The organism is Actinomadura xylanilytica (assembly GCF_030283145.1).
Taxonomy (GTDB): domain Bacteria; phylum Actinomycetota; class Actinomycetes; order Streptosporangiales; family Streptosporangiaceae; genus Spirillospora; species Spirillospora xylanilytica.
On the sequence record NZ_JASNWE010000004.1, the window covers coordinates 426,510 to 444,289 of the forward strand.

At 71.1% G+C, this 17,780-nt stretch carries 20 protein-coding genes; 7 read left to right on the forward strand and 13 right to left on the reverse strand.

Annotation, left to right across the window (positions count from 1 at the left end):
* The first annotated feature begins 62 nt into the window (after window positions 1-62).
* The 3 genes from QP090_RS25685 to QP090_RS25695 all read left to right on the forward strand — a co-directional run bounded on the left by QP090_RS25685 (window position 63) and on the right by QP090_RS25695 (window position 3,126).
* Window positions 63-638 carry a YdeI/OmpD-associated family protein gene (locus QP090_RS25685; protein ID WP_285941965.1) on the forward strand — a complete coding sequence of 192 codons (576 nt, stop codon included), beginning with the start codon at window positions 63-65 and terminating at the stop codon, window positions 636-638.
* Between the two features lie 122 nt (window positions 639-760).
* Window positions 761-1,873 carry a hypothetical protein gene (locus QP090_RS25690; protein ID WP_285941966.1) on the forward strand — a complete coding sequence of 371 codons (1,113 nt, stop codon included), beginning with the start codon at window positions 761-763 and terminating at the stop codon, window positions 1,871-1,873.
* Window positions 1,873-3,126, forward strand: a complete 1,254-nt coding sequence (locus tag QP090_RS25695; RefSeq protein ID WP_285941967.1) for a hypothetical protein — start codon at window positions 1,873-1,875, stop codon at window positions 3,124-3,126. Before QP090_RS25690 ends, QP090_RS25695 begins: the two co-directional genes overlap by 1 nt.
* A 42-nt stretch (window positions 3,127-3,168) precedes the next feature.
* Here QP090_RS25695 and QP090_RS25700 read toward each other — a convergent pair whose 3' ends face one another.
* Together QP090_RS25700 and QP090_RS25705 are read right to left on the reverse strand one after the other, a co-directional pair.
* A complete protein-coding gene (locus QP090_RS25700; protein WP_285941968.1) occupies window positions 3,169-3,747 on the reverse strand; it encodes a hypothetical protein in 579 nt (192 codons plus the stop codon).
* Window positions 3,748-3,802: 55 nt separating this feature from the next.
* Window positions 3,803-4,639, reverse strand: coding sequence for an alpha/beta fold hydrolase (locus QP090_RS25705; protein ID WP_285941969.1), 837 nt, complete (start codon window positions 4,637-4,639; stop codon window positions 3,803-3,805).
* An 83-nt stretch (window positions 4,640-4,722) separates the two neighbouring features.
* Between QP090_RS25705 and QP090_RS25710 the strand changes: the two genes are divergently transcribed.
* The 3 genes from QP090_RS25710 to QP090_RS25720 all read left to right on the forward strand — a co-directional run bounded on the left by QP090_RS25710 (window position 4,723) and on the right by QP090_RS25720 (window position 6,776).
* Window positions 4,723-5,505 carry a TetR/AcrR family transcriptional regulator C-terminal domain-containing protein gene (locus tag QP090_RS25710; protein ID WP_285941970.1) on the forward strand — a complete coding sequence of 261 codons (783 nt, stop codon included), beginning with the start codon at window positions 4,723-4,725 and terminating at the stop codon, window positions 5,503-5,505.
* 141 nt (window positions 5,506-5,646) lie between these two features.
* On the forward strand, window positions 5,647-6,141 hold the full coding sequence (locus tag QP090_RS25715) for a SigE family RNA polymerase sigma factor (protein WP_285941971.1): 495 nt from the start codon (window positions 5,647-5,649) through the stop codon (window positions 6,139-6,141).
* Complete coding sequence (locus QP090_RS25720; protein WP_285941972.1) at window positions 6,138-6,776, forward strand: hypothetical protein; 639 nt, start codon at window positions 6,138-6,140, stop codon at window positions 6,774-6,776. The genes QP090_RS25715 and QP090_RS25720 overlap by 4 nt, the downstream gene beginning before the upstream one ends.
* Window positions 6,777-6,789: 13 nt before the next feature.
* Here the strand turns inward: QP090_RS25720 and QP090_RS25725 are convergent, their stop codons facing one another.
* Window positions 6,790-7,983 (reverse strand): Cmx/CmrA family chloramphenicol efflux MFS transporter, encoded by a 1,194-nt coding sequence (locus QP090_RS25725; RefSeq protein WP_285941973.1) that lies wholly within the window; start codon window positions 7,981-7,983, stop codon window positions 6,790-6,792.
* A gap of 14 nt (window positions 7,984-7,997) precedes the next feature.
* Window positions 7,998-8,945 carry an NAD(P)/FAD-dependent oxidoreductase gene (locus QP090_RS25730; protein ID WP_285941974.1) on the reverse strand — a complete coding sequence of 316 codons (948 nt, stop codon included), beginning with the start codon at window positions 8,943-8,945 and terminating at the stop codon, window positions 7,998-8,000.
* 77 nt (window positions 8,946-9,022) lie between these two features.
* On the opposite strand from QP090_RS25730, the gene QP090_RS25735 reads away from it, so the two are divergent.
* Window positions 9,023-9,643 (forward strand): helix-turn-helix domain-containing protein, encoded by a 621-nt coding sequence (locus QP090_RS25735; protein ID WP_285941975.1) that lies wholly within the window; start codon window positions 9,023-9,025, stop codon window positions 9,641-9,643.
* Between the two features lie 13 nt (window positions 9,644-9,656).
* Here QP090_RS25735 and QP090_RS25740 read toward each other — a convergent pair whose 3' ends face one another.
* The 9 genes from QP090_RS25740 to QP090_RS25780 all read right to left on the reverse strand — a co-directional run bounded on the left by QP090_RS25740 (window position 9,657) and on the right by QP090_RS25780 (window position 17,774).
* A complete protein-coding gene (locus tag QP090_RS25740) occupies window positions 9,657-10,466 on the reverse strand; it encodes an rRNA adenine N-6-methyltransferase family protein (protein ID WP_285941976.1) in 810 nt (269 codons plus the stop codon).
* 279 nt (window positions 10,467-10,745) lie between these two features.
* The gene (locus QP090_RS25745) at window positions 10,746-11,054 is read right to left on the reverse strand and encodes a hypothetical protein (protein ID WP_285941977.1); all 309 of its coding nucleotides are present in this window, start codon (window positions 11,052-11,054) and stop codon (window positions 10,746-10,748) included.
* Between the two features lie 28 nt (window positions 11,055-11,082).
* Window positions 11,083-11,241, reverse strand: a complete 159-nt coding sequence (locus tag QP090_RS25750) for a hypothetical protein (RefSeq protein WP_285941978.1) — start codon at window positions 11,239-11,241, stop codon at window positions 11,083-11,085.
* Window positions 11,242-11,269: 28 nt separating this feature from the next.
* Window positions 11,270-12,076: a hypothetical protein gene (locus QP090_RS25755; protein ID WP_285941979.1), complete on the reverse strand. Its 807-nt coding sequence runs from the start codon at window positions 12,074-12,076 to the stop codon at window positions 11,270-11,272.
* Window positions 12,077-12,331: 255 nt separating this feature from the next.
* On the reverse strand, window positions 12,332-12,961 hold the full coding sequence (locus QP090_RS25760) for a hypothetical protein (RefSeq protein ID WP_285941980.1): 630 nt from the start codon (window positions 12,959-12,961) through the stop codon (window positions 12,332-12,334).
* 141 nt (window positions 12,962-13,102) lie between these two features.
* On the reverse strand, window positions 13,103-13,888 hold the full coding sequence (locus tag QP090_RS25765) for a hypothetical protein (protein WP_285941981.1): 786 nt from the start codon (window positions 13,886-13,888) through the stop codon (window positions 13,103-13,105).
* A gap of 104 nt (window positions 13,889-13,992) precedes the next feature.
* Window positions 13,993-16,089: a hypothetical protein gene (locus QP090_RS25770; RefSeq protein ID WP_285941982.1), complete on the reverse strand. Its 2,097-nt coding sequence runs from the start codon at window positions 16,087-16,089 to the stop codon at window positions 13,993-13,995.
* 81 nt (window positions 16,090-16,170) lie between these two features.
* Window positions 16,171-16,815 (reverse strand): hypothetical protein, encoded by a 645-nt coding sequence (locus tag QP090_RS25775; RefSeq protein ID WP_285941983.1) that lies wholly within the window; start codon window positions 16,813-16,815, stop codon window positions 16,171-16,173.
* Between the two features lie 419 nt (window positions 16,816-17,234).
* Window positions 17,235-17,774 (reverse strand): VirB8 family type IV secretion system protein, encoded by a 540-nt coding sequence (locus tag QP090_RS25780; RefSeq protein WP_285941984.1) that lies wholly within the window; start codon window positions 17,772-17,774, stop codon window positions 17,235-17,237.
* Window positions 17,775-17,780 lie beyond the last annotated feature (6 nt).

The window sequence follows — 17,780 nt, forward strand, 5'->3', positions numbered from 1 at the left end:
GAGGACCGGAACGGTCCTATATGACCCCTAGCGTCTGGGCCAGGCCGACGAAGGGAACGACCATGCCCATGCCCGCCGACTCCGTGGTCCTGGTGTTCGAGGACGCGTCCCAGTGGGAGTCCTGGCTCGCCGATCACCACGACCGCGCCGAGATCTGGCTGAAGCTCGCCAAGAAGAACTCGGGGCGGACGACGGTCACCCGCGCGCAGGCGCTCGACGTCGCCCTCTGCTACGGCTGGATCGACAGCCACTCCAGGTCGTGCGACGAGACCTACTCGCTCCAGCGGTACTCGCCGCGCCGGGCGAAGAGCCCCTGGTCGAAGATCAACGTCGACAAGGCCGAGATGCTCATCGCGGCCGGGCGGATGCGGCCGTCCGGCCTGGCGGCCATCACCGCCGCCAAGGCGGACGGGCGGTGGGACGCCGCGTACGCGTCGCAGCGGAACGCGACCGTCCCGCCCGATCTGGTCGCCGCACTCGAACGCGACCCGCGCGCGAAGGACGCCTTCGACCGTCTCAGTGGAACCGACCGGTACGCCGTGCTGCTCCGCCTCATGAAGACGAGAACGCCGGAGACCCGCGCCGCCGTCCTGCGACGGGCAGTCGACGCCCTGACGCAGGACGCGGAGGACGGCTGACCGTTCCCCCGGCCCGGACGAGCCCGGCGCCGTACGCGTACCTACCGCACGCACCTGCCGCGAACCCGTCCGAACTCCCCGCCGCCGTGTCCCGTCTCAGGGGAAACGGAAGAGAGAGTTCGATGCCAATACGGAGAGCGGCGGGAACGGCGGCCCTGGCGGCGGCACTGCTCGTGTGCGGCTGTTCGGAAGACGACGGCGGGAGGACCACCGCCTCGGCGTCCCCCACCGCCTCGTGGCGGCCGAACGAGTTCCGGGGCCCCGTCACGAACCTGTGCACCGCGGTCTCCGTCGGCACGCTGCGGCGGCTCCGCGTCGAGCCCTCCGCGCCCGTCCGGGCGACCGTCCCGCGGTGCGAATGGCAGAACGAGCGGGGCGACGACGTCAACCGTCATCTGAACATGGACCTGAAGGTGTACGAGCCTCCGCAGACCAGGCTGGAGTACAGCGCCACCAAGGAGGCCGCCTACCGGTTCCGGCACCTGCCGGGGTGGGAGGCGCTCGGCCCGGGCACGCCCGTGGGGGGGTTCGGTGACGAGGCGAAGATCGTCCGCGGCTGGTGGCCGTTTCGGAACCTCCAGACGATCCGTCTCGCCATCCGCGTGCGCAACGCCGTCCTCCAGGTGACGTCCCAGCAGTCCGTCAGCCTCAGCAGGCACCGCGACCAGGTTTCGCCGCTCGCCGAACTGGAGGGCGCCGCGGCGGTGGCCGTCCGCGAGGCGCTGACCCGCCTCGGCCCGCCCGAGACGCCCGAGCCGCCCGTCGCCGCCCCGCCCTTCGCGGCCGGCGAGGTGAGCGACACCGGCGAGGTCTGCGAGGGGCTCACCGCGCCCGGACGGCTCGTCCCCGGCATCACCCGGCACGGCGCGGAGACCGCCGACCCGATGACGAGCGGCTGCGCCTGGAGCGAGGACGACGGCGAGCGGCCCGCGCTCACCATCGACGCCAGGGCGTTCTCGCCCAGCCCGCTCACCGGCGAGACCGGCACGCAGATCGCCACCGCGCTGCTGCGCCGCTGGCGCGGCGACGGCTCCCCCGCTCCGAAGCTGGGCGACGAGGCGCGGACGGACCACCTCGAGTTCCGGAAGGGCCTCTCGCGGACTAGCCGCCTCCTCGTCCGCCACCGCAACATGCTGCTCTACGTCGACTACGACCGATGGCACAACGCGTCCAAGAAGGCGATGGACAAGGAGACCATCGGTATCGCCAAGGCCGTCCTGGGGAACCGGACGTGATGTCCAGCGGAACGCGCGCGTTCCTGCGCGGCCGGTGGCTCCTCGTCGGCCTGGGCACCGGAGCGGCCGTCCTGGTGCTGGTGCTCGTGGTGTCGCCGCTGCGGCCCGGCGACGGGGTCGACGGGGTCGGCGCACAGCTCAGGGCCGCCTTCAAACCGCGCGACACCGTCCCGTCCGGGCCCCTCGTCACCTCGATCCCGCCGGGATGCGGGGTGTCGGAGCAGGTGCGCGACAGGCTGGCGCCGCACGGCGAGGAGAACGAGCAGAGCTACGACGCCGACTCCCAGTCGTGCGACTGGGAGTCCAACAAGATCGCCTTCAGTCTGGGCGGCGGCAACCGCACGCTGGAGGTCAAGGTGACCAAGGCGGACGGTGCCGGGCCCGCCGTGGCGGCCTTCACTCGCGACCTGGACACCGAGCGGAAGAGCACCCGCCAGAAGCGGGGAACGGTGCGGAAGGTCGGCGGCCTCGGGGCCGAGGCGGTCGTCCTCGACAGCCGGCGGGCCGACGTCCGAAAGAACTCCGACCTGTACGCCGTGGTCCTGTTCCGGAGTGGCAACGTCGTCGTCCGAGTCGCGTACGGCGGCGCGGACCACTCGGGCGGCGACGGCCTCTCGATCCCCACCGCCCACAAGCCGCTGAGCGCCGAGACGGTCCGGGACGGCGCGTTCGCCGCAGCCGCGGACATCGCCGGGAACATGGGCCTCGGCGCCGACGCCGAGCCCGCGATCGTCACCCCCACGCCGGAACCGCCGGTGCGGAACATCCCCAGGGCCTGCGACCTTCTTCCGGCGAAGGAGACCGGGAGGCTCGGCATCGACGGATCCCCACTGCCCGCCCTATGGCCGGTGCTGATCGACGACAAGACCGAGGGCGCCACGCGGGACGCCTGCTCATGGGGCGCCAACGCCAGGACGGAGATCGTCTCCATCGCCGACACCCCCGCGGGCCCCGGGAGCGAGGTCGCGGCCCGGGAGTTCGAGCGGATCTACCAGACGTCCCGGCACGGCGGCCCGGTCCTCCGCCCACGTGACGTCGTCTTCCGGCCGCTGACCGGACCCGGCGACGAGGCGTTCATCGTCTTCGGCCGGGACCAGGACGGGGGCGGCGGCACGGCCCAGGTGCTCTTCCGCGTCCGCAACGTCCTGGTCCGCACCGACTACCAGGTGGACGAGGGCCCCCGCGTCAAGGCCCTCGACCGCGCCTACGCCGCCGCGAAGGTCGCCGCCGGAGTCCTGGGGGTCCCCCGCTAGGCGGCCATGTTCCGCGCCGCACGAGGCTCAGAACCGCCGTCCTCAGGAAGGCTGCTCCTGGTGCGACTCGTCCAGTTCGGCCAACTCGGCCGGCACCAGTTGCGGTCGGACGAACTCGACGATCGGCGCGAACTCCTCGATCTCCTGCATCCATTCGAGCGCCCGCACCGCGCTCGGCCTGGTCTCGGAGCCGTCTAGGAGATAGGACACCAGCCATCGTGCCGCGTTCAGCTCCTGTTCCCCGAGGACGTGGACACGGTGCAGGAGATCTCTCGCCGTCTCGTCCGGAAAGGGCGAGATCCGCGCCAGCAGCGCGAGATGGAACGCGCTGTAATGAGAGCCGAACCGGAGAACGGCGTCCAGCGACTCCCCCCACACCTGCTCCGGCGTCGGGAGAGGCACGAGGCGCGGGTAGTGGTGCAGCAGCTCGATGAGGTCCACGACGATCTCGTCATCGACCGCATCGAGGTTCTCCAGCCACTCCTGCGAGGGCGGCGGCACCTCCACCGCCCGGCCGGTCTCACCGCGTCCGCGCAGGTCTTTGAGCACCCGGCGCAGATCCGCGCTCCGGCCCGACTCCACCGTCGCCATCACCGACTCCCGTGTGGGCTCGTCGTTCATTTCCCTCCATCATCCGGCCGCCCGAAGCGACGCGTGAACGTGTCCGGCGGATGGGTCAGGGGGTCAGGTGGGAGGCGAGCCAGGGGCTCAGGACCGGCAGGACGTTCGCGGGCTGCATGGCCTGTACGTGGTCGAGACCGTCCAGGATCCGCACATCCCATCCGGAGGCTTCCAGTTCAGCGCGCCGGTTCGTGACCGCGCTCCCGATGCTCACGGTGACGCCGCCCCAGCGCTCGTCGTAGGCGATCTCGTCCGCCGAGCCGACCAGGCACAGGCGGGGGCTGCTGAGCCGGGCCTGCGCGGCCCGGTCGTCGAAGCTCTGGAGCTCCTGGTACAGCGTGACGAACTGGCGGGTCTGCGCTTCGCTCATCGACACCTCCACGGTCGACCAGTCGTGGTCGTCGGCCGGCCGCTGGGCGCTCGGGGTCGATCCCGACATCCCGTGGGCCGCCATGGTGACGCTGAGCATCTCGGCGTAGGGGCCGCCGATGGGCGGGAAGCCGCCCAAGGCGAGCGCCGACAGGCGATCGGTGCGGATCGCCAACTGGAGCCCGCTCAGCGCCAGCCATGAGTAGCCGTAGTAGGCGAACCGGTCGGCGCCGGCGGCGTCCGCGACCGCCAGCAGGTCGGCGGCGACGTTGCCCGGGGTCAGGGTGTCCGGCTTGGGCGTCTCCATGACGTGGCCTTCGTAGTCGAACGCGACCACCCGGAACGTGTCGCTGAGGCCCTCGATCAGGGACCGTCCCAGCGCGGGGTCCATTCCCCACTTGCGCAGCTCGTCGGCCCGGGGCCCCTCGGCCGGCCGCGGGTCGACCGGGAGGAGGACGGTGGGCCCGGTGCCGTGGATCTCCAGTTCGACGGAGCCCCCGTCGTGCAGTCCCGCTTCGGTCATCGCCTCTCCCTGATCCTGGTCTGATTCCTTAGGGCATAAACTAATGACAGGAACGATAGCTTATGACGTAAGGAGTTCGGACCTTGAGCATCATCGCCGGCCGGGGGGACGCGACCGTGTCCATGGCCCTGCTGTGGGCCGAACCCCAGGCCCAGCGGACCGGTCCGGGGCCCAAGCCCGGGCTGAGCCTCGACGCCATCGTGGCGGCGGCGATCGCGGTGGCCGACGCCGACACCATGACCGGGCTGTCCATGCGCACGGTGGCCGACCGCCTCGGGCGCACCTCGATGGCCCTCTACACCTACGTGCCCGGCAAGGCCGAACTCCTCGACCTGATGTACGACCGGGCGCACGCCGAACTGTCCACCGGCCACGACCCGGGCCGGGGCTGGCGGGCGGCCGTGGAGTCGTGGACCGCGGAACTCAGAGCGTTCTACCTGCGGCACCCGTGGGTGCTCCAGGTCTCCTACGCGCGTCCGGTCCTGGGCCCGCACGAGCAGCAGGTCCTGGAGACGCTGGTGGGCATCCTGGACGAGACCGGGTTGCCGGCCAGAACCCTGCGGGGCATCGTGAGCTCGCTGTTCCACTTCGTCCGCGGGTCCGCGCAGACGGCCGCCGAATCCCGGCACGCGGCGACGGCGACCGGCTCGTCCGACCGGGAATGGTGGTCCAGCCGCTCGGCCGCGCTGAACGAGGTCGCGCCCGATTTCGCGGAGCGGTTCCCCTTGTCGGTGCGGCTCGCCAAAGAGGGTGCGTCCACTCGTGAGGGCGAATCCGCTCCTTCGTGGGAACACGAACTCGAGGAGACCTTCGCAGTCGGACTCGCCGTCCTGCTGGACGGAATCGAGGCGGCCGGCAAGCCATAGGCGCGGCACTCCCGCTCCCGCTGCTCGGTCGTCCTCCCGGCGCAGCGGCACGTCCGGCCGGGGATCTTTTTCCGTGCCGGTGTCACCCGTGGGCGGTCTCCAGGGCGTAGTCCCTGTGAACATGCCGACCGAGGAGGCCGAGTGACGGATCGATCCGGCTTCACCGACTACGTCGAGGAGCATTCCGACCGTCTGCTGCGCACCGCCTACCTGCTCACCCGCGACTGGGGGCGCGCCGAGGACCTGCTTCAGACCGCGCTCGCCAAGGCGTGGATCGTCTGGGGGCGGGTGTCGGACGACCCCGCGCCGTACGTCTACCGGATCATGACCAACACCCATGCCTCCTGGTGGCGGCGGCGCTGGCGCGGCGAGGTGCCGACGGCGGCGCTCCCCGAGCACGCGGGCCCCGATCCGGCGGCGGCCTTCGACGACCGGGACTCGATGTGGACGGCGCTGGCCGCGCTCTCGCCCCGGCAGCGCGCGGTCATCGTCCTGCACTACTTCGAGGCGCTGCCGCTCACCCGCGTCGCGGAGATCCTCGGCTGCTCGCACTCGAGCGTGAAGACCCAGCAGCGCCGGGCGCTGGCCCGGCTGCGGATCGACCCCGCCCTCAGGGCGCTCAAGGAAGTGGGATGACCATGGCGCACGGGCCGGACGAACTCACGATCATGCTCCGGGAGCGCACCGCGTCGCCGCCCGCCAACCCCCGCCGGGGCGAGCAGGCGGCGGCGCGCGGACGGCGCGCGCTGCGGCGGCGCCGGGCCTGCGGTGCCGCGCTGAGCGCCGGCGCCGTGGCCGCCGTCGTCGCGCTGCCGGGCCTCACCGGCGACGGCGGGGCGCCGGCGGACGTCACGCCGATGTCGGTACGGCTGCCGCCCGCGGTGCCGCTCCCCGGGACGGCCGGCGACCTCCGCCTGCCGCTCGCCGCGTCCGCGCGGTACACGCACATGGGCGAACCGGTCCGCCTGACGTTCACCGCGTTGAGCGTGGACACCGTCTACAACGTGCGGTGCTCCGTCCCGGACTCGTGGCTCGTGGTCGAGTCCGAGTCCCCCGGCCGCGAGACGAGCATCGGCCGCTGCGGTCCGCAGGATCACCTGGCCCAGTACGACCGCCAGTCGGCCGGGCCCGCGTGGGCCGGACGGGCCCACACCTGGCGGTTGCGGGTGCTGCCTCCCGGCACCCGGGTCGACACCGCGACCTTCACCTTCGGGAAAGTGACCGTCCAGCCCGGAGCCTGGGCCGTCGGGATCTACGACCGGCGCCGGTGAGGCCCCGGGTTGTTCACACTGGCACTTCTGTCCGGCTGAGTGGACGCTCGGCGGTGGTCTCGCGACGGTGCAGGCGGGCATCGGTCACGGCCGCGGCGAGCGAGGCGAGGGCGAAGAGAGCGCCCACCCAGCCCACCGACGCGAGCCCGAGACCGGCACCGATCGCCAGGCCGCCCGCCAGCGGCGCCAGCGTGATGCCGAGCTGGAGCACCGAGATGTTGGTCGCCCCGGCCAGCGTCGGGGCGCCGGTCGCGATCGTGAACACCCGGGCCAGCACCACGGGGTTGGTGAGGAACCCCGACACCCCGAGCAGGAACACCAAGGGGACCGCCGCCGTCGCGTGGCCCGCCAGCAGGGCCAGCACGACGGAGGTGCCGATCACTCCGGCGATGCCCGCGTACAGGGTCGGGAACGGGTACCGGTCGGTCGTCCGCCCGCCGATGGCGAGACCGGCGAACGCGCCCACGCCGAACAGGGCCAGGACGGCGGGCATCCAGGCGACCGGGATTCCGCTGGTGTCGGTGAGCAGCGAGCCGAGGTACCCGTACGTCACCATGTACGCCGCGGTGGTCAGCATGGTGGTGCCGTAGGCGACCCAGAGCCGGGGACGGGCCACGAGGCGCAGCTCTTCCCGCAGGTCGTCGGAGGATCCCCGGACGGGCTCGGTGGCGGGCAGCGTCAGCCGCGCCGCGATCGCGGTCGCGGCGGTCAGCGCGACCACGGCCCAGTATCCGGCCTGCCATCCGGCCCATTCGCCGATCACGGTGCCGGCCGGTCCGCCCACGACCATGGCCAGGCTGAGCCCGGTGACCACCACCCCGAGCGCGCGGGCGGTGCGGTCGGGCGGGACCAGGCTGATCGCGGTCGCCGCCGCGACCGCCCAGAATCCGGCGTAGGCCACCCCGGCGACCGCCCGGGAGATCAGCACCGCCCAGTATCCGGGCACGACCAGTCCGGAGGCGATCGCGGCGGCGAACGCCGCCTGGCAGATCAGCAGCGTCGTGCGCGGCGGCCAGCGCCGGGTCAGTGCGGCCAGCGGCGGGGCGCCCACCAGCACGCCGACCGCGAACGCGGAGATCAGCGTGCCCGCGGTCGGCAGCGACACATCGAGGTCGGCGGCGATGTCCGGCAGCACCCCCGCCATCAGGAACTCCGAGGCGCCCATCGCGAACAGGCTCAGCGCGAGCACGTAGACCGCGACGGGCATGCGCCCTCCCTCGCTCACTCGGTCTCCGTCCGGTGCAGGTGGGCGGTGAGCGTCTGCTCCAGGACGGCCCGTTCGACGTCCTCGTCCAGCAGGTCGTGGTTGAGGGCGATCGCGGCGACCGAGCCCGCCCCGGCGGCGGTGATCACCTGCGCGCGGGGATCGGCGACGTTGCCCGCGGCCCAGACGCCGGGCGCGCTCGTCCGGCCGGACGGGTCGGTGGCCACCCGGCCGCTCTCGTCCCGCTCGCAGCCCAGGCCGTCGAGCAGCGCGTCGTGCGGCACCATGCGGGGGAAGAGGAACACCGCGTCGCGGGGCCACACGCGGCCGTCCGCCAGCTCGACCGCGCGCAGCCGGTCGTCGTGCACCACGAGCTGCTTGACCGGGCCGTCCACGATGCGCACGCCGCGCGCGGTCAGCCGCTCGTGCTCGCCCGCGGTCAGGTCCAGGGTGTGCCGGAAGAGGACGACGTCGTCCGACCACCCTCGCAGCAGCAGCGCTTGATGCACCGCGCCCGGGTGCGTGCCGAGCACGCCGAGCGGCTGATCGCGGACCTCGTACCCATGGCAGTACGGGCAGTGCAGCAGATCGCGGCCCCACCGCTCGCGGACGCCGGGGATGTCGGGCAGCTCGTCGCGCAGCCCGGTGGCCACCAGCACCCGGCGGGCCCGCAGCACCGGGCCGCCGGCGAGGCGCACGGTGAAACCGGGCTCGATGTGGTCGACCCGGCCCTCGATCAGCCGCACGCCGTACCCGGCCACCTCGGCGCGCCCCATCTCCAGCAGGGCCGCCGGGGACGTCCCGTCCCGCGAGAGGAAACCCTGCATGTGCTCCGCCGGGGCGTTGCGCGGGGCCCCGGCGTCCACCACCGTGACCCGGCGGCGCGCCCTTCCGAGCACCAGCGCGGCGCTCAGCCCGGCCGCGCCCGCACCGACCACCACCACGTCGTTCATCGATTCGCTCATGACCGTAGCGTGCGTTCTCCGGCGCGATACCGACAAGCTTTGTTGCCATTTCCGGGACGAGCCTGTGCAATGAGGACATGGAACACGCACCCGCCATCGCCCGCGCCCTCACCGAGGTCGGCCCGCGCCTCAAGCGCCTGCGCACCCAGCGGGGCGTCACCCTGGCCGCGCTCGCCGAGGCCACGGGGATCTCCAAGAGCACCCTGTCCCGGCTGGAATCGGGTCAGCGCCGGCCCAGCCTGGAACTGCTGCTCCCCCTCGCCGCGGCCCACCAGGTGCCGCTGGACGAGCTGGTCGGCGCCCCGACGGTGGGCGACCCGCGCGTCCACCTCACCCCCCGGGTCCGCAACGGCCGGACGGTGATCCCGCTGACCGGCCGGCCCGGCGCGCTGCAAGCCTGGAAGACGGTCATCCCGGCCGCCCAGAACGTCCCTGACCTGTGCACCCACGAGGGCTACGAATGGCTGTACGTCCTGTCCGGACGCATGCGGCTCATCGTGGCCGAGCACGACCTGATCATGGAGCCGGGCGAGGCCGCCGAGTTCGACACCCGCCTGCCCCACTGGTTCGGCGCCGCCGGCGGGCATCCCGTCGAGATCCTGAGCCTGTTCGGCCGCCAGGGCGAGCGCATGCACGTCCGCGCCGCCCCCCGCACCCGCCGCCGCCACCTCGCCCCCGGCTCGGCGGACGACGGCTGAACCGAACGCGCGTTCAGCCGATCGGGTTCCCGGGCGAGTCGAGCCAGACGCGCTGTCCCCCGGGCGTCACGGTGACCCCGTACCGGCGGGCCTCCGGCCGCCCGGACGCCGCCCACCTCTCGTCCGTGTCCCTGATGGTCCTCTGCTTGAGACGCTGACTGCGCAGGGGCATGAACCAGCCGGGACCACCGAACCGTCCCTCCGCCGTGCCGTCCGGGCCCACCTCCAGCCTGGCCAGCGGCTCATCCGGATGGAACGTCGCCACCCACGGGACGAGGATCACCCCGCCGGGACGGGCCTGCTCGACCCACGCGTACGGAACCTCACGGACGGCGGCCGTCACGATGATCCGGTCGTAGGGAGCGTGGTCCGGATGGCCGAGCATCCCGTCGCCCGTCACCACCGTGACCGGGTAACCGGCCCGATCCAGCGCCCGCCGGGCATGGCCGGCCAGCGAGGGATCGACCTCCACCGTCGTGACGTTCTCCGCCCCCGCGAGTTCCGCGAGCAGCGCCGCGTTGTAGCCGCTCCCCGTGCCGATCTCCAGGACCCGCATCCCGGCGTGGAGGTCGAGCGCGTCGAGCATGTCGGCCATCACGTGCGGGGCACTGCTGGAACTGGTGGGCCAGACGCCCTTCCCGACCGCCCCGTCGTCCACCTGTATGACGACCGAGCGATCGGCCCTGACCTGCTCCGTCCAGCCGTCCGGCTCGTCCTCGCGATGGAGCGGCCTCATCCAGCCGCTCCCCTCCACGGGGACCCAGATCGTGTCGGGGACGAACGACTCCCGGGGCACCAACCCGAGGACGTCCCGCGCCGACATCACACCTTCCCCGAGCCCTTGCACATCGTGCACGGAACCTCTCGCCGGTTACCGTCGTCGCTCTTCAACTCTTTCCCCGAGCCGTTGCACCCGCTGCACGTTTGCTGCTCACTGTGCTTCCCCATATCGACTCCCCTCAGCCCTCACAGTGTCGCCACCCTGGCATGGCCGCTCACCGTCAGGCAGGCGAAGAGGCACACCTGAGGGGTGAGAAGGTGATGGCGTCAGGACGCGGCCGGCAGGTCGGGAACGGGCGGGCGGAGAGGACATTTGTCCGGATCAGCGCGCGGCGGCGCCGGGGGTCCGGGTGAGGAGGATCCGGCCGGTCTGGACGACGTCGACCGCCCATTCCGTCCCGCCGTCCTGGACGGCACGGGGCAGCAGGCGTCCTCGGGGGACGTGGCCGGCGGGGAGCTTCTCGACGACGCCGACCACCACGGCGGGCTCGTCCGTCCGCTCACCGCCCCGGGTCCGGAACCCGATGCCGACGCCGGTCACGTTGGGGTCGGTGCCGAGGTACCGGTCGATCAGCCGGTCGCGGACGCGTTCGAGCGCCGCCGCGGTCTCCGGGTCGATGCTCGGGCTCATGCCCGACCCCTACCCGGAGCGCGAAGCCTTACGGGGTGATGGCGAGCTGGACGGGGACGAACAGGGAGCCGCAACCCGAGGCCGTGGTGCCGAACGTCGCGCCGGTGATGGTGGGGCGGAGGACGTCGCGATGCCGTTCAGGACCGACGATCGGGGGCCGGGGGCCGTGCCCGGGGGGTGGAGTCACGCGGGCACGGCCCGGCTCTCGCCGCCGGTCAGAGCTTGTCGTACGCCTGCGTCGACATGTACTCGTTGAACACCATGGTGTTCTTGCCGCCCGCGGACGGCATCCCGCCCACCTGGTTGACCAGCCAGTCGGCGACACCGCCGCCGAACAGGCAGCCCTTGGCGCCGGGCACCGAGAACGCGTTGTCGACGTGCTTGGCCGACCGCACGGTGGGCGGCGGGGTGGTCCGCACGACCGTGGCCTTCTCGCCGGTGATCGGGGTGTTGGGCGCCGGCGGCGCCGTCGTCCCGGTGGTCAGGTCCAGCAGGATCGGGTTGCTGTCGCTGCCGATCAGGCAGTTCGAGCCGAGGATCGGGTTGACCAGCCGCACCTTCAGCCCCATCTTGATCTTGAAATCGGCGCTGGTCGGCTGGTCGAACACGCCCGCGAACTCCGGCTGCGCGTACACCGCGGACAGCAGCGGGTCGCCGAACAGTCCCGGCTGCACGAGCATCTTCTCCGCGTGCATCTTCCCGAAGACCGACGTGAACTGGAACGTCTCAGGGTTGTAGGCGTTCGCGAACGTCATCTTGATCGGCTTCTCGATCGCCTGGTCGAACTTGCCCAGGTGGAACGTGCCGCTGGTGACCACGACCGACACGCAGGTGGACGCGTGCAGGTCGGAGCCCGCGGGCAGCGTCGGGCAGTCGGAGAAGTCGAACGTCGCCGGGATCGGGTCGGGGTTCACGGCGGGCGCGGCCTGCGCCGCGGACCCCGCCATCGCCAGTGCCGCCGCGGCCCCGGCCAGGGGCAGCGCGAAGCGGGTTGCACGTCTGGACGGTCGGGTGAATTTCACAGGTCGGTCCTTTCGATCTACCGGGTGGGTGGAGTGGCATAAACTGGCGGATCTGGATTCCTACCGGGAGGGTATGGCCACTATCACGGCAATTCAATATGCGATCGAACCGACTCGCGATGAACTTTTAGATCTTGTTAGCCACTGCCAGTCCGACCGCCTTTACCGGTCCCGGCGTTATCAGCGGCAACGAAAGCACGGGATACCGTCGAGCAGTTGTCACCGGATGATGAATGAGGTCCGCGATAAAGGGGGTCACGGGCTGGTGATGGTCTGCTCCGGAGTGGCGTGCAGCTCCGCGGAAAGCACCACGGCGTCCCCGCCCGCGACAAAGCCCGCGGCGCACGCGAAGTTCACGAACGTGACGCCCATGTCGCCGCCGCCCAGGCCGAGGACGCTGCCCGCGTTGGTGAACGTGGCGTCCGCCGTCCCGAGGTCGCCGGAGCCTGCCACGTCGAACTGGCACCGGTCGGTCCGCACGATGTTGACCTGGAACCCGAAGAGGCCGCCGGACGTCCGGCCGGCGGCGGCGTCGTACCCCGTCGCGCCCATCTCCATCAGGGCGCTCTCCGAGGTGACGGTGTAGGCGAGGCCGTCCGACCCGGTGCAGCCGCCGAAGGAGGCCGTGTCGACCGCGAGGATCTGCTCGCCGGTGTTGCCCGCGCCGCTCTTGGCGGTACCGGTCAGCCGGGTGTCCGCGCAGGTGATCGTCCACCCGCGGGCGGCGTTCTCGATCCGCGCCGGCCCGGCGGCCGTCAGTGCCCCGCCCGGGGTGACCGTCCAGGTGGCGGCGGGCTGCGCGGCTGCCGCGGTCACCGGGACCGCGGCCAGCGCGATGGCGGTGGCGAGCGCGCAGCGGCGCGCACGGAATGGGGAGCGTTTCACGTGCCGACCTTTCGACCTGCGGGTACCGTCCGGTTCCGGCGCCACCGCGGACCCGGGCCCGGCGCACGCCTGCGGAACCGCGGCCGGCGTGGAGACCGCGTCCGGCCGGGGTGGCAGCGGCCGGACGCGGTCGACTGTGGCCTACGGCAGCTTGGAGTAGGAGATCGCGGCGCCGTACTCGTGGAAGATCACTGTGTTCCGTCCGGCCGCGGACGGCAGGCCCACGGCGGCGTTCACCGCGGCGTCGGCGGACTGCCCGCCGGTCCCGCAGCCGGTGGCCCCCGGAAGGGCGAAGGCATTGTCGACCTGCGTCCCCTTCCGGAGCGCCGCGTTCGGGATCGATCCGATGATGGTGAACGGCTCGCCGCTGATCGGCTGGTTCGGGGGCGGCGGAGCGGTCGTCCCGGTGGTGAGGTTCAGCAGGATCGGAGCGGCGTCGGAGCCGATGGTGCACTGGTCCCCGAGCCCCGCGCCGCTCAGCTTGACCTTCAGCCCGATGGTGGTGTCGAAGCCGCGCAGGACGAGGCCGCCGGCGTACTGGAGCGACACACTGGCCGTCCCGATGCCGGGCCCGAGGTCCACGGTGAAGTCCTCACTCCGCACCGCCCCGAAAAGGTCCTGGAACCCCTCACCGAGGAAGGATGCGCTGCCCGCCGTGACCGTGATCGGCTTGGTGATCGCGTGCTCCACACCGCCCAGCGTGAAACTGCCACTCGTCGCCGTGGTCTGCAGGCAGATCGATCCCGGGACGTTCGCACCGGGCGGAAGCTCCGGGCAGTCGGACCAGTCGAAATCCGGCACCGGGTCGTCGGCACGTGCGGCCTGGGCCGCCGGGGCGGCGGAGAGGGCCGCGGCCCCCACCGCCGTCCCGAGGGCGACGGCGGCGGCGAACGAGCGCCGGCACGTGCGGAAACGAGAGCGGATCATGTGCTCACCTTTCGACTGGTGAAGCCGCTGATTCAGGACTGCCCGTTGTTCTGGATTCCTTCGTCGGCCGCTACACGACCGCTCCGGTGGTGCCGGACCGAACGTCAGGGCTTGGTGAACTTCTGCGCAGGACTGAAGACGAAGTTCGTGGTCGGGATCTCCGCCGTCCCATAGCTGGTGAACCCGGGCACGTCGGTGCACGTCGAGGCAGGGGTCACATACGTACTGGCGGCGGGGCTCCCGACGGCGAGGGTGTGACTGGCGTTGTCGTACCCTCCGCGCAGGCCGGTCGCCATCTCGGTCACGCCATCACCGTAGTAATAGGACCCGATTCGTATCGAGCAGCGCCCGCTCGGGGCGTTCACCGCCGCATTGATAAGAACGCCGTTGACCTCCATCTGGATGCCCCCGTCCGCGGCCATCGGCAGGCCGTTCATATACAGCGGGGATGCGGTCATTTCGACCGGAATACTTCCCGCAGCCGAGACGGCCTTGCAGTTCGAGAACCGCGGCGTCATCTTGCTCAGCATGAAGCGTTCCTTCCACCGCCGCGCGTCCAGATGGAACTTCAGGGCCGCCGAGTCGCACCGCAGCTCGTTTCCCTCCTCGCCGCTCTTGACCACGAACGGCTTGGCGGTGGCGGTGACATCCCCACCGGGCGAGACCGACCACGTCTCCGGCTCACGGCTGACCGTGTCGCAGTCCAGGCTGTTCGTGTTGCACCACTTTCCCGACTCGACCTTGACATAGTTCCCCGGGCCGGAAATGCTCGCATTGAGCAGTGGACTCAGATCCTCGTCGACGCCACAGTTCGCAAACTTCGGAATGGTCAGCTTCCCGGAGAGGGTCTGTCCGTTATCGGGTCTGATCGCGCCGGTGTTCGCATTCCCCATGAACGAGTACAGCGACAGGAGCGTACGCTCGCTACTGCATTTTTCACCGAGCTTCAGTGAGACCCCGTTGACGGAGACGTTGCCGACCTTCATGGCGACATAGGTCCTGATCCACGCCTCAACGTCTGGAGCCAGCGGAGGCGTGACGGTGTTCGGGAAGAAATCCAGCCTGAAGTTTCCGGTGCGCCGTTTGATGGTCTCCCCCGGGCCACTCGCCGGCGCACGCACCTGCTCCGTCACCGCCGTGGCGGTCGTCGGCATGAAACCGAAGCCCAGCACGGTCGCGGTGGAGGCGGCGGGCTTCGCCTCCACATACCCCCACTGTTGGAAATAGTTGAGCGGAATCGAGCTGTAGCCACCCGTGGACCGCCTCAGCAGCGTCTCCGCCGCGACCGGCACCGCATTTCCGGCCTTTTTGATGTTAGCGAAGCCGGCATTGCGAATACACAAGGGAAGCCCCGCCGACTTGGGGAGTGCGGGGATCTGCCCCGGCTCTCCGGGAAGGGGCGGATCCTGATAGATCTTGTACAGCTCAGGGTCTTTATTGATGTCGTATTCAGGGTCTTCGTCCGAGGACGGGATCTTCGTGCAGCGGGTATCGGGCGCCGCCGCCCTCGGCTGACCGCCCGCAGTCCCGGCCGGCGCGGTACCCGTGCCGGGCGTGATCGCGCGCGGTGGCCGCCGCACTGCGACCGTCCCCAAGGTCGCCGTCTTCTCCGGGGCGCACCGCAGCGGTCGCCTGGCGGCCCCCTGCCCCTCGGCGACGTCGGCCAGGTTGAGAACCAGTCCGCCGCTCACCCACTTCAGCCGGCCCTCCGTCTGGGGAACCAAGGGTGGAGCGATCCCGGTGCCGACGAGTCTCGTCACACCCGCACCATCGGACCGCGCAGACTGCGCTGCCAGCGCGAAGGTCGGCCAACCGGCCCGCAGGGTACGGCCGCCCTGCTCGACCCGAACGTCGAGCTGTGCGCTTCCACCGATCTCACCGACCGCGGCGTCCTGGTCGATCGGCGTACTGGACGAGCCCCTGGACGGCGATCCCAGCACAGCGGACAGCAGACTCGCGGGCACATCCAGGCTGAGCGAGACCGTGCCGACCTGAAGCGGCTCGCCGGCGGTCCCGGCGGCCGGTGCGATCGCCCCGACGTGCAGCGTCACGTCCTGCGTGCCCGACGACGTGGTGCAGGAGAACCGCATCTCGGCCCCGATGTCCGCTGCCGCCGGGCGAGTACCCGCGACCAGGCAGGCGGTGACGGCGAAGGCCGCGGCACCGGCGACGGACGTGACGATCCGGGGCTTCCAGAGCATTGCGATTCCTCACGAGGGGAAGGGCCGCGCCCGGCCGGAGGACGGGCGCGGCCCGAAGGTCAGGGCGTGGAGCCCTTGGAGCTACGGGTGGGTGATGGTGAGCGCGGGGTTGACCTTGTAGGCGCCGGTGAGCGTGATCTTGTCGCCGACGTTGATCAGTGCCGGGTCGCAGTCGGCGTCCGCGGTCTTGACTTCGAGGTTTCCACCGCTGACGGCGAGCGTGGCGGTGCTGTTGGTGTACGTGCCGCTGATCGTGCCGGCGGAGGTGCCCGGTCCGGCCACGGTCGCATCGCACTCGTCGCTGCCGTGGATGGTGGACTTCACACCGGTCAGGGTCCCGGTCGTGACGCCGCCGGCGTAGGTGGCGGCGTTGAAGCTCCAGGGGAGTCCGGTCGCGGTCACCTTGACGACGATCCCCACCGGGCCGGTGCACCAGCTGCTGGGGTTGCCCGGGGTCGAGAACGCCACACTGCTCAGCTGGGCGATGCCCGCGCCGGGCAGGCCCGAGCCGCTCGCCGCGGTGCCCGATGCCGTGGAGACGGTGCAGACGATGTTGGCACCGGTGGTGGTGTCGGTGGCGACCAGCGGACGGGCCTGGGTGCCGGTGATGGCGCCGCCGGGGGTGACGGTCCAGGGGTCGACCGCGTGGGCCGGCAAGGCGGTGAGGCCGAGCCCGGCGGTGATCACGGCGGTGGCGGTCAGGGTGTTCCGGGTGATCTTTCGCATGTCAGTTCTGCTTCCCTTCAGGGGGTGGCATGTCTTATCGCAGGGACAGCTGACTGCGCGCAGGCGCCAGAATGGCAGGGGCGACTCCTAGGGCCAACGAGGAACCAACGGGACTCACCGTGGAACAGACGGACTCCGTCCGCCGGCACCACGTCGGAACCACCCTGTCCCGCCGTACTGCTTTTCTGAAGATAAGTGGCCACCGACCACCAATCAAGACTAACCGGACAACTGCCGCGAGAAATTCTCTGGATTATCTACCACTGCCAATGGCACCCTCTTCCGAGTGAGTCTCGCTTAGCAGCGGCTGCTAGTCGTCAAGCCCTTTCACGACAGTACCGAGCAGGCACGGAAAGTTACCTTCAAGTGGCATCGCCGTTCCGTCGCCGACACCCATTATCAAATGATCGTAATTGGCGTCAGGCTCCGAGGGTGTCGATGTCGTCGATCTTCCATTTCCCGTTGACGTACAGGGCGCCCACGGCGAAGACGGCCGCCGAGTAACTCGTCTGGCCCTTGTCGGTGCGGGTGTTGCGCTGGTCGGCGAAGATGAGGAGGCGGGCCCGGCCGGAGGTGAGGCTCTTGACCGCCGAGTCGGTGACGGTGGTGGTCAGGATCTGCTTCTGCGCCGGGGCCTGCTTCTGGACGAGCGCGAAAAGCTGGTTGTACTGCTGGACGGCCTTTCCGGTCAGCAGTTCCTGCGCCGCCTTCTCGGTCTTTCCGACGTCGGCGTAGTTGTACGAGAACGCCGTGTTGACCGCGGTGGTGATCTGGCCCTTGACCTCGCTGGTGCGGCCGTTGTCGCTGAGTGCGTCGTTCTGCGCGGACGCGGCGCCGGTGAGGGCGTCGGCCTGCTGCGCCGACCAGGCGGCGGTGCCGCCCAGGGCGACGGTGAGGACGCCGAGGAGCACGACGGCGCGGAGGCGGGCGCCGCCCGGCAGTTTGATCGTGAACGCCATGGGTTC

What these genes read in the sequence shown, in the direction of transcription:
- QP090_RS25735 (WP_285941975.1), top strand. Translation starts at nt 9,023, where the DNA reads ATGGAACACGCACCCGCCATCGCCCGCGCCCTCACCGAGGTCGGCCCG.
- QP090_RS25730 (WP_285941974.1), bottom strand. Translation starts at nt 8,945, where the DNA reads ATGAGCGAATCGATGAACGACGTGGTGGTGGTCGGTGCGGGCGCGGCC.
- QP090_RS25685 (WP_285941965.1), top strand. Translation starts at nt 63, where the DNA reads ATGCCCATGCCCGCCGACTCCGTGGTCCTGGTGTTCGAGGACGCGTCC.
- QP090_RS25765 (WP_285941981.1), bottom strand. Translation starts at nt 13,888, where the DNA reads ATGATCCGCTCTCGTTTCCGCACGTGCCGGCGCTCGTTCGCCGCCGCC.
- QP090_RS25705 (WP_285941969.1), bottom strand. Translation starts at nt 4,639, where the DNA reads ATGACCGAAGCGGGACTGCACGACGGGGGCTCCGTCGAACTGGAGATC.
- QP090_RS25695 (WP_285941967.1), top strand. Translation starts at nt 1,873, where the DNA reads ATGTCCAGCGGAACGCGCGCGTTCCTGCGCGGCCGGTGGCTCCTCGTC.
- QP090_RS25725 (WP_285941973.1), bottom strand. Translation starts at nt 7,983, where the DNA reads ATGCCCGTCGCGGTCTACGTGCTCGCGCTGAGCCTGTTCGCGATGGGC.
- QP090_RS25745 (WP_285941977.1), bottom strand. Translation starts at nt 11,054, where the DNA reads ATGAGCCCGAGCATCGACCCGGAGACCGCGGCGGCGCTCGAACGCGTC.
- QP090_RS25775 (WP_285941983.1), bottom strand. Translation starts at nt 16,815, where the DNA reads ATGCGAAAGATCACCCGGAACACCCTGACCGCCACCGCCGTGATCACC.
- QP090_RS25690 (WP_285941966.1), top strand. Translation starts at nt 761, where the DNA reads ATGCCAATACGGAGAGCGGCGGGAACGGCGGCCCTGGCGGCGGCACTG.
- QP090_RS25770 (WP_285941982.1), bottom strand. Translation starts at nt 16,089, where the DNA reads ATGCTCTGGAAGCCCCGGATCGTCACGTCCGTCGCCGGTGCCGCGGCC.
- QP090_RS25740 (WP_285941976.1), bottom strand. Translation starts at nt 10,466, where the DNA reads ATGTCGGCGCGGGACGTCCTCGGGTTGGTGCCCCGGGAGTCGTTCGTC.
- QP090_RS25720 (WP_285941972.1), top strand. Translation starts at nt 6,138, where the DNA reads ATGACCATGGCGCACGGGCCGGACGAACTCACGATCATGCTCCGGGAG.
- QP090_RS25700 (WP_285941968.1), bottom strand. Translation starts at nt 3,747, where the DNA reads ATGAACGACGAGCCCACACGGGAGTCGGTGATGGCGACGGTGGAGTCG.
- QP090_RS25780 (WP_285941984.1), bottom strand. Translation starts at nt 17,774, where the DNA reads ATGGCGTTCACGATCAAACTGCCGGGCGGCGCCCGCCTCCGCGCCGTC.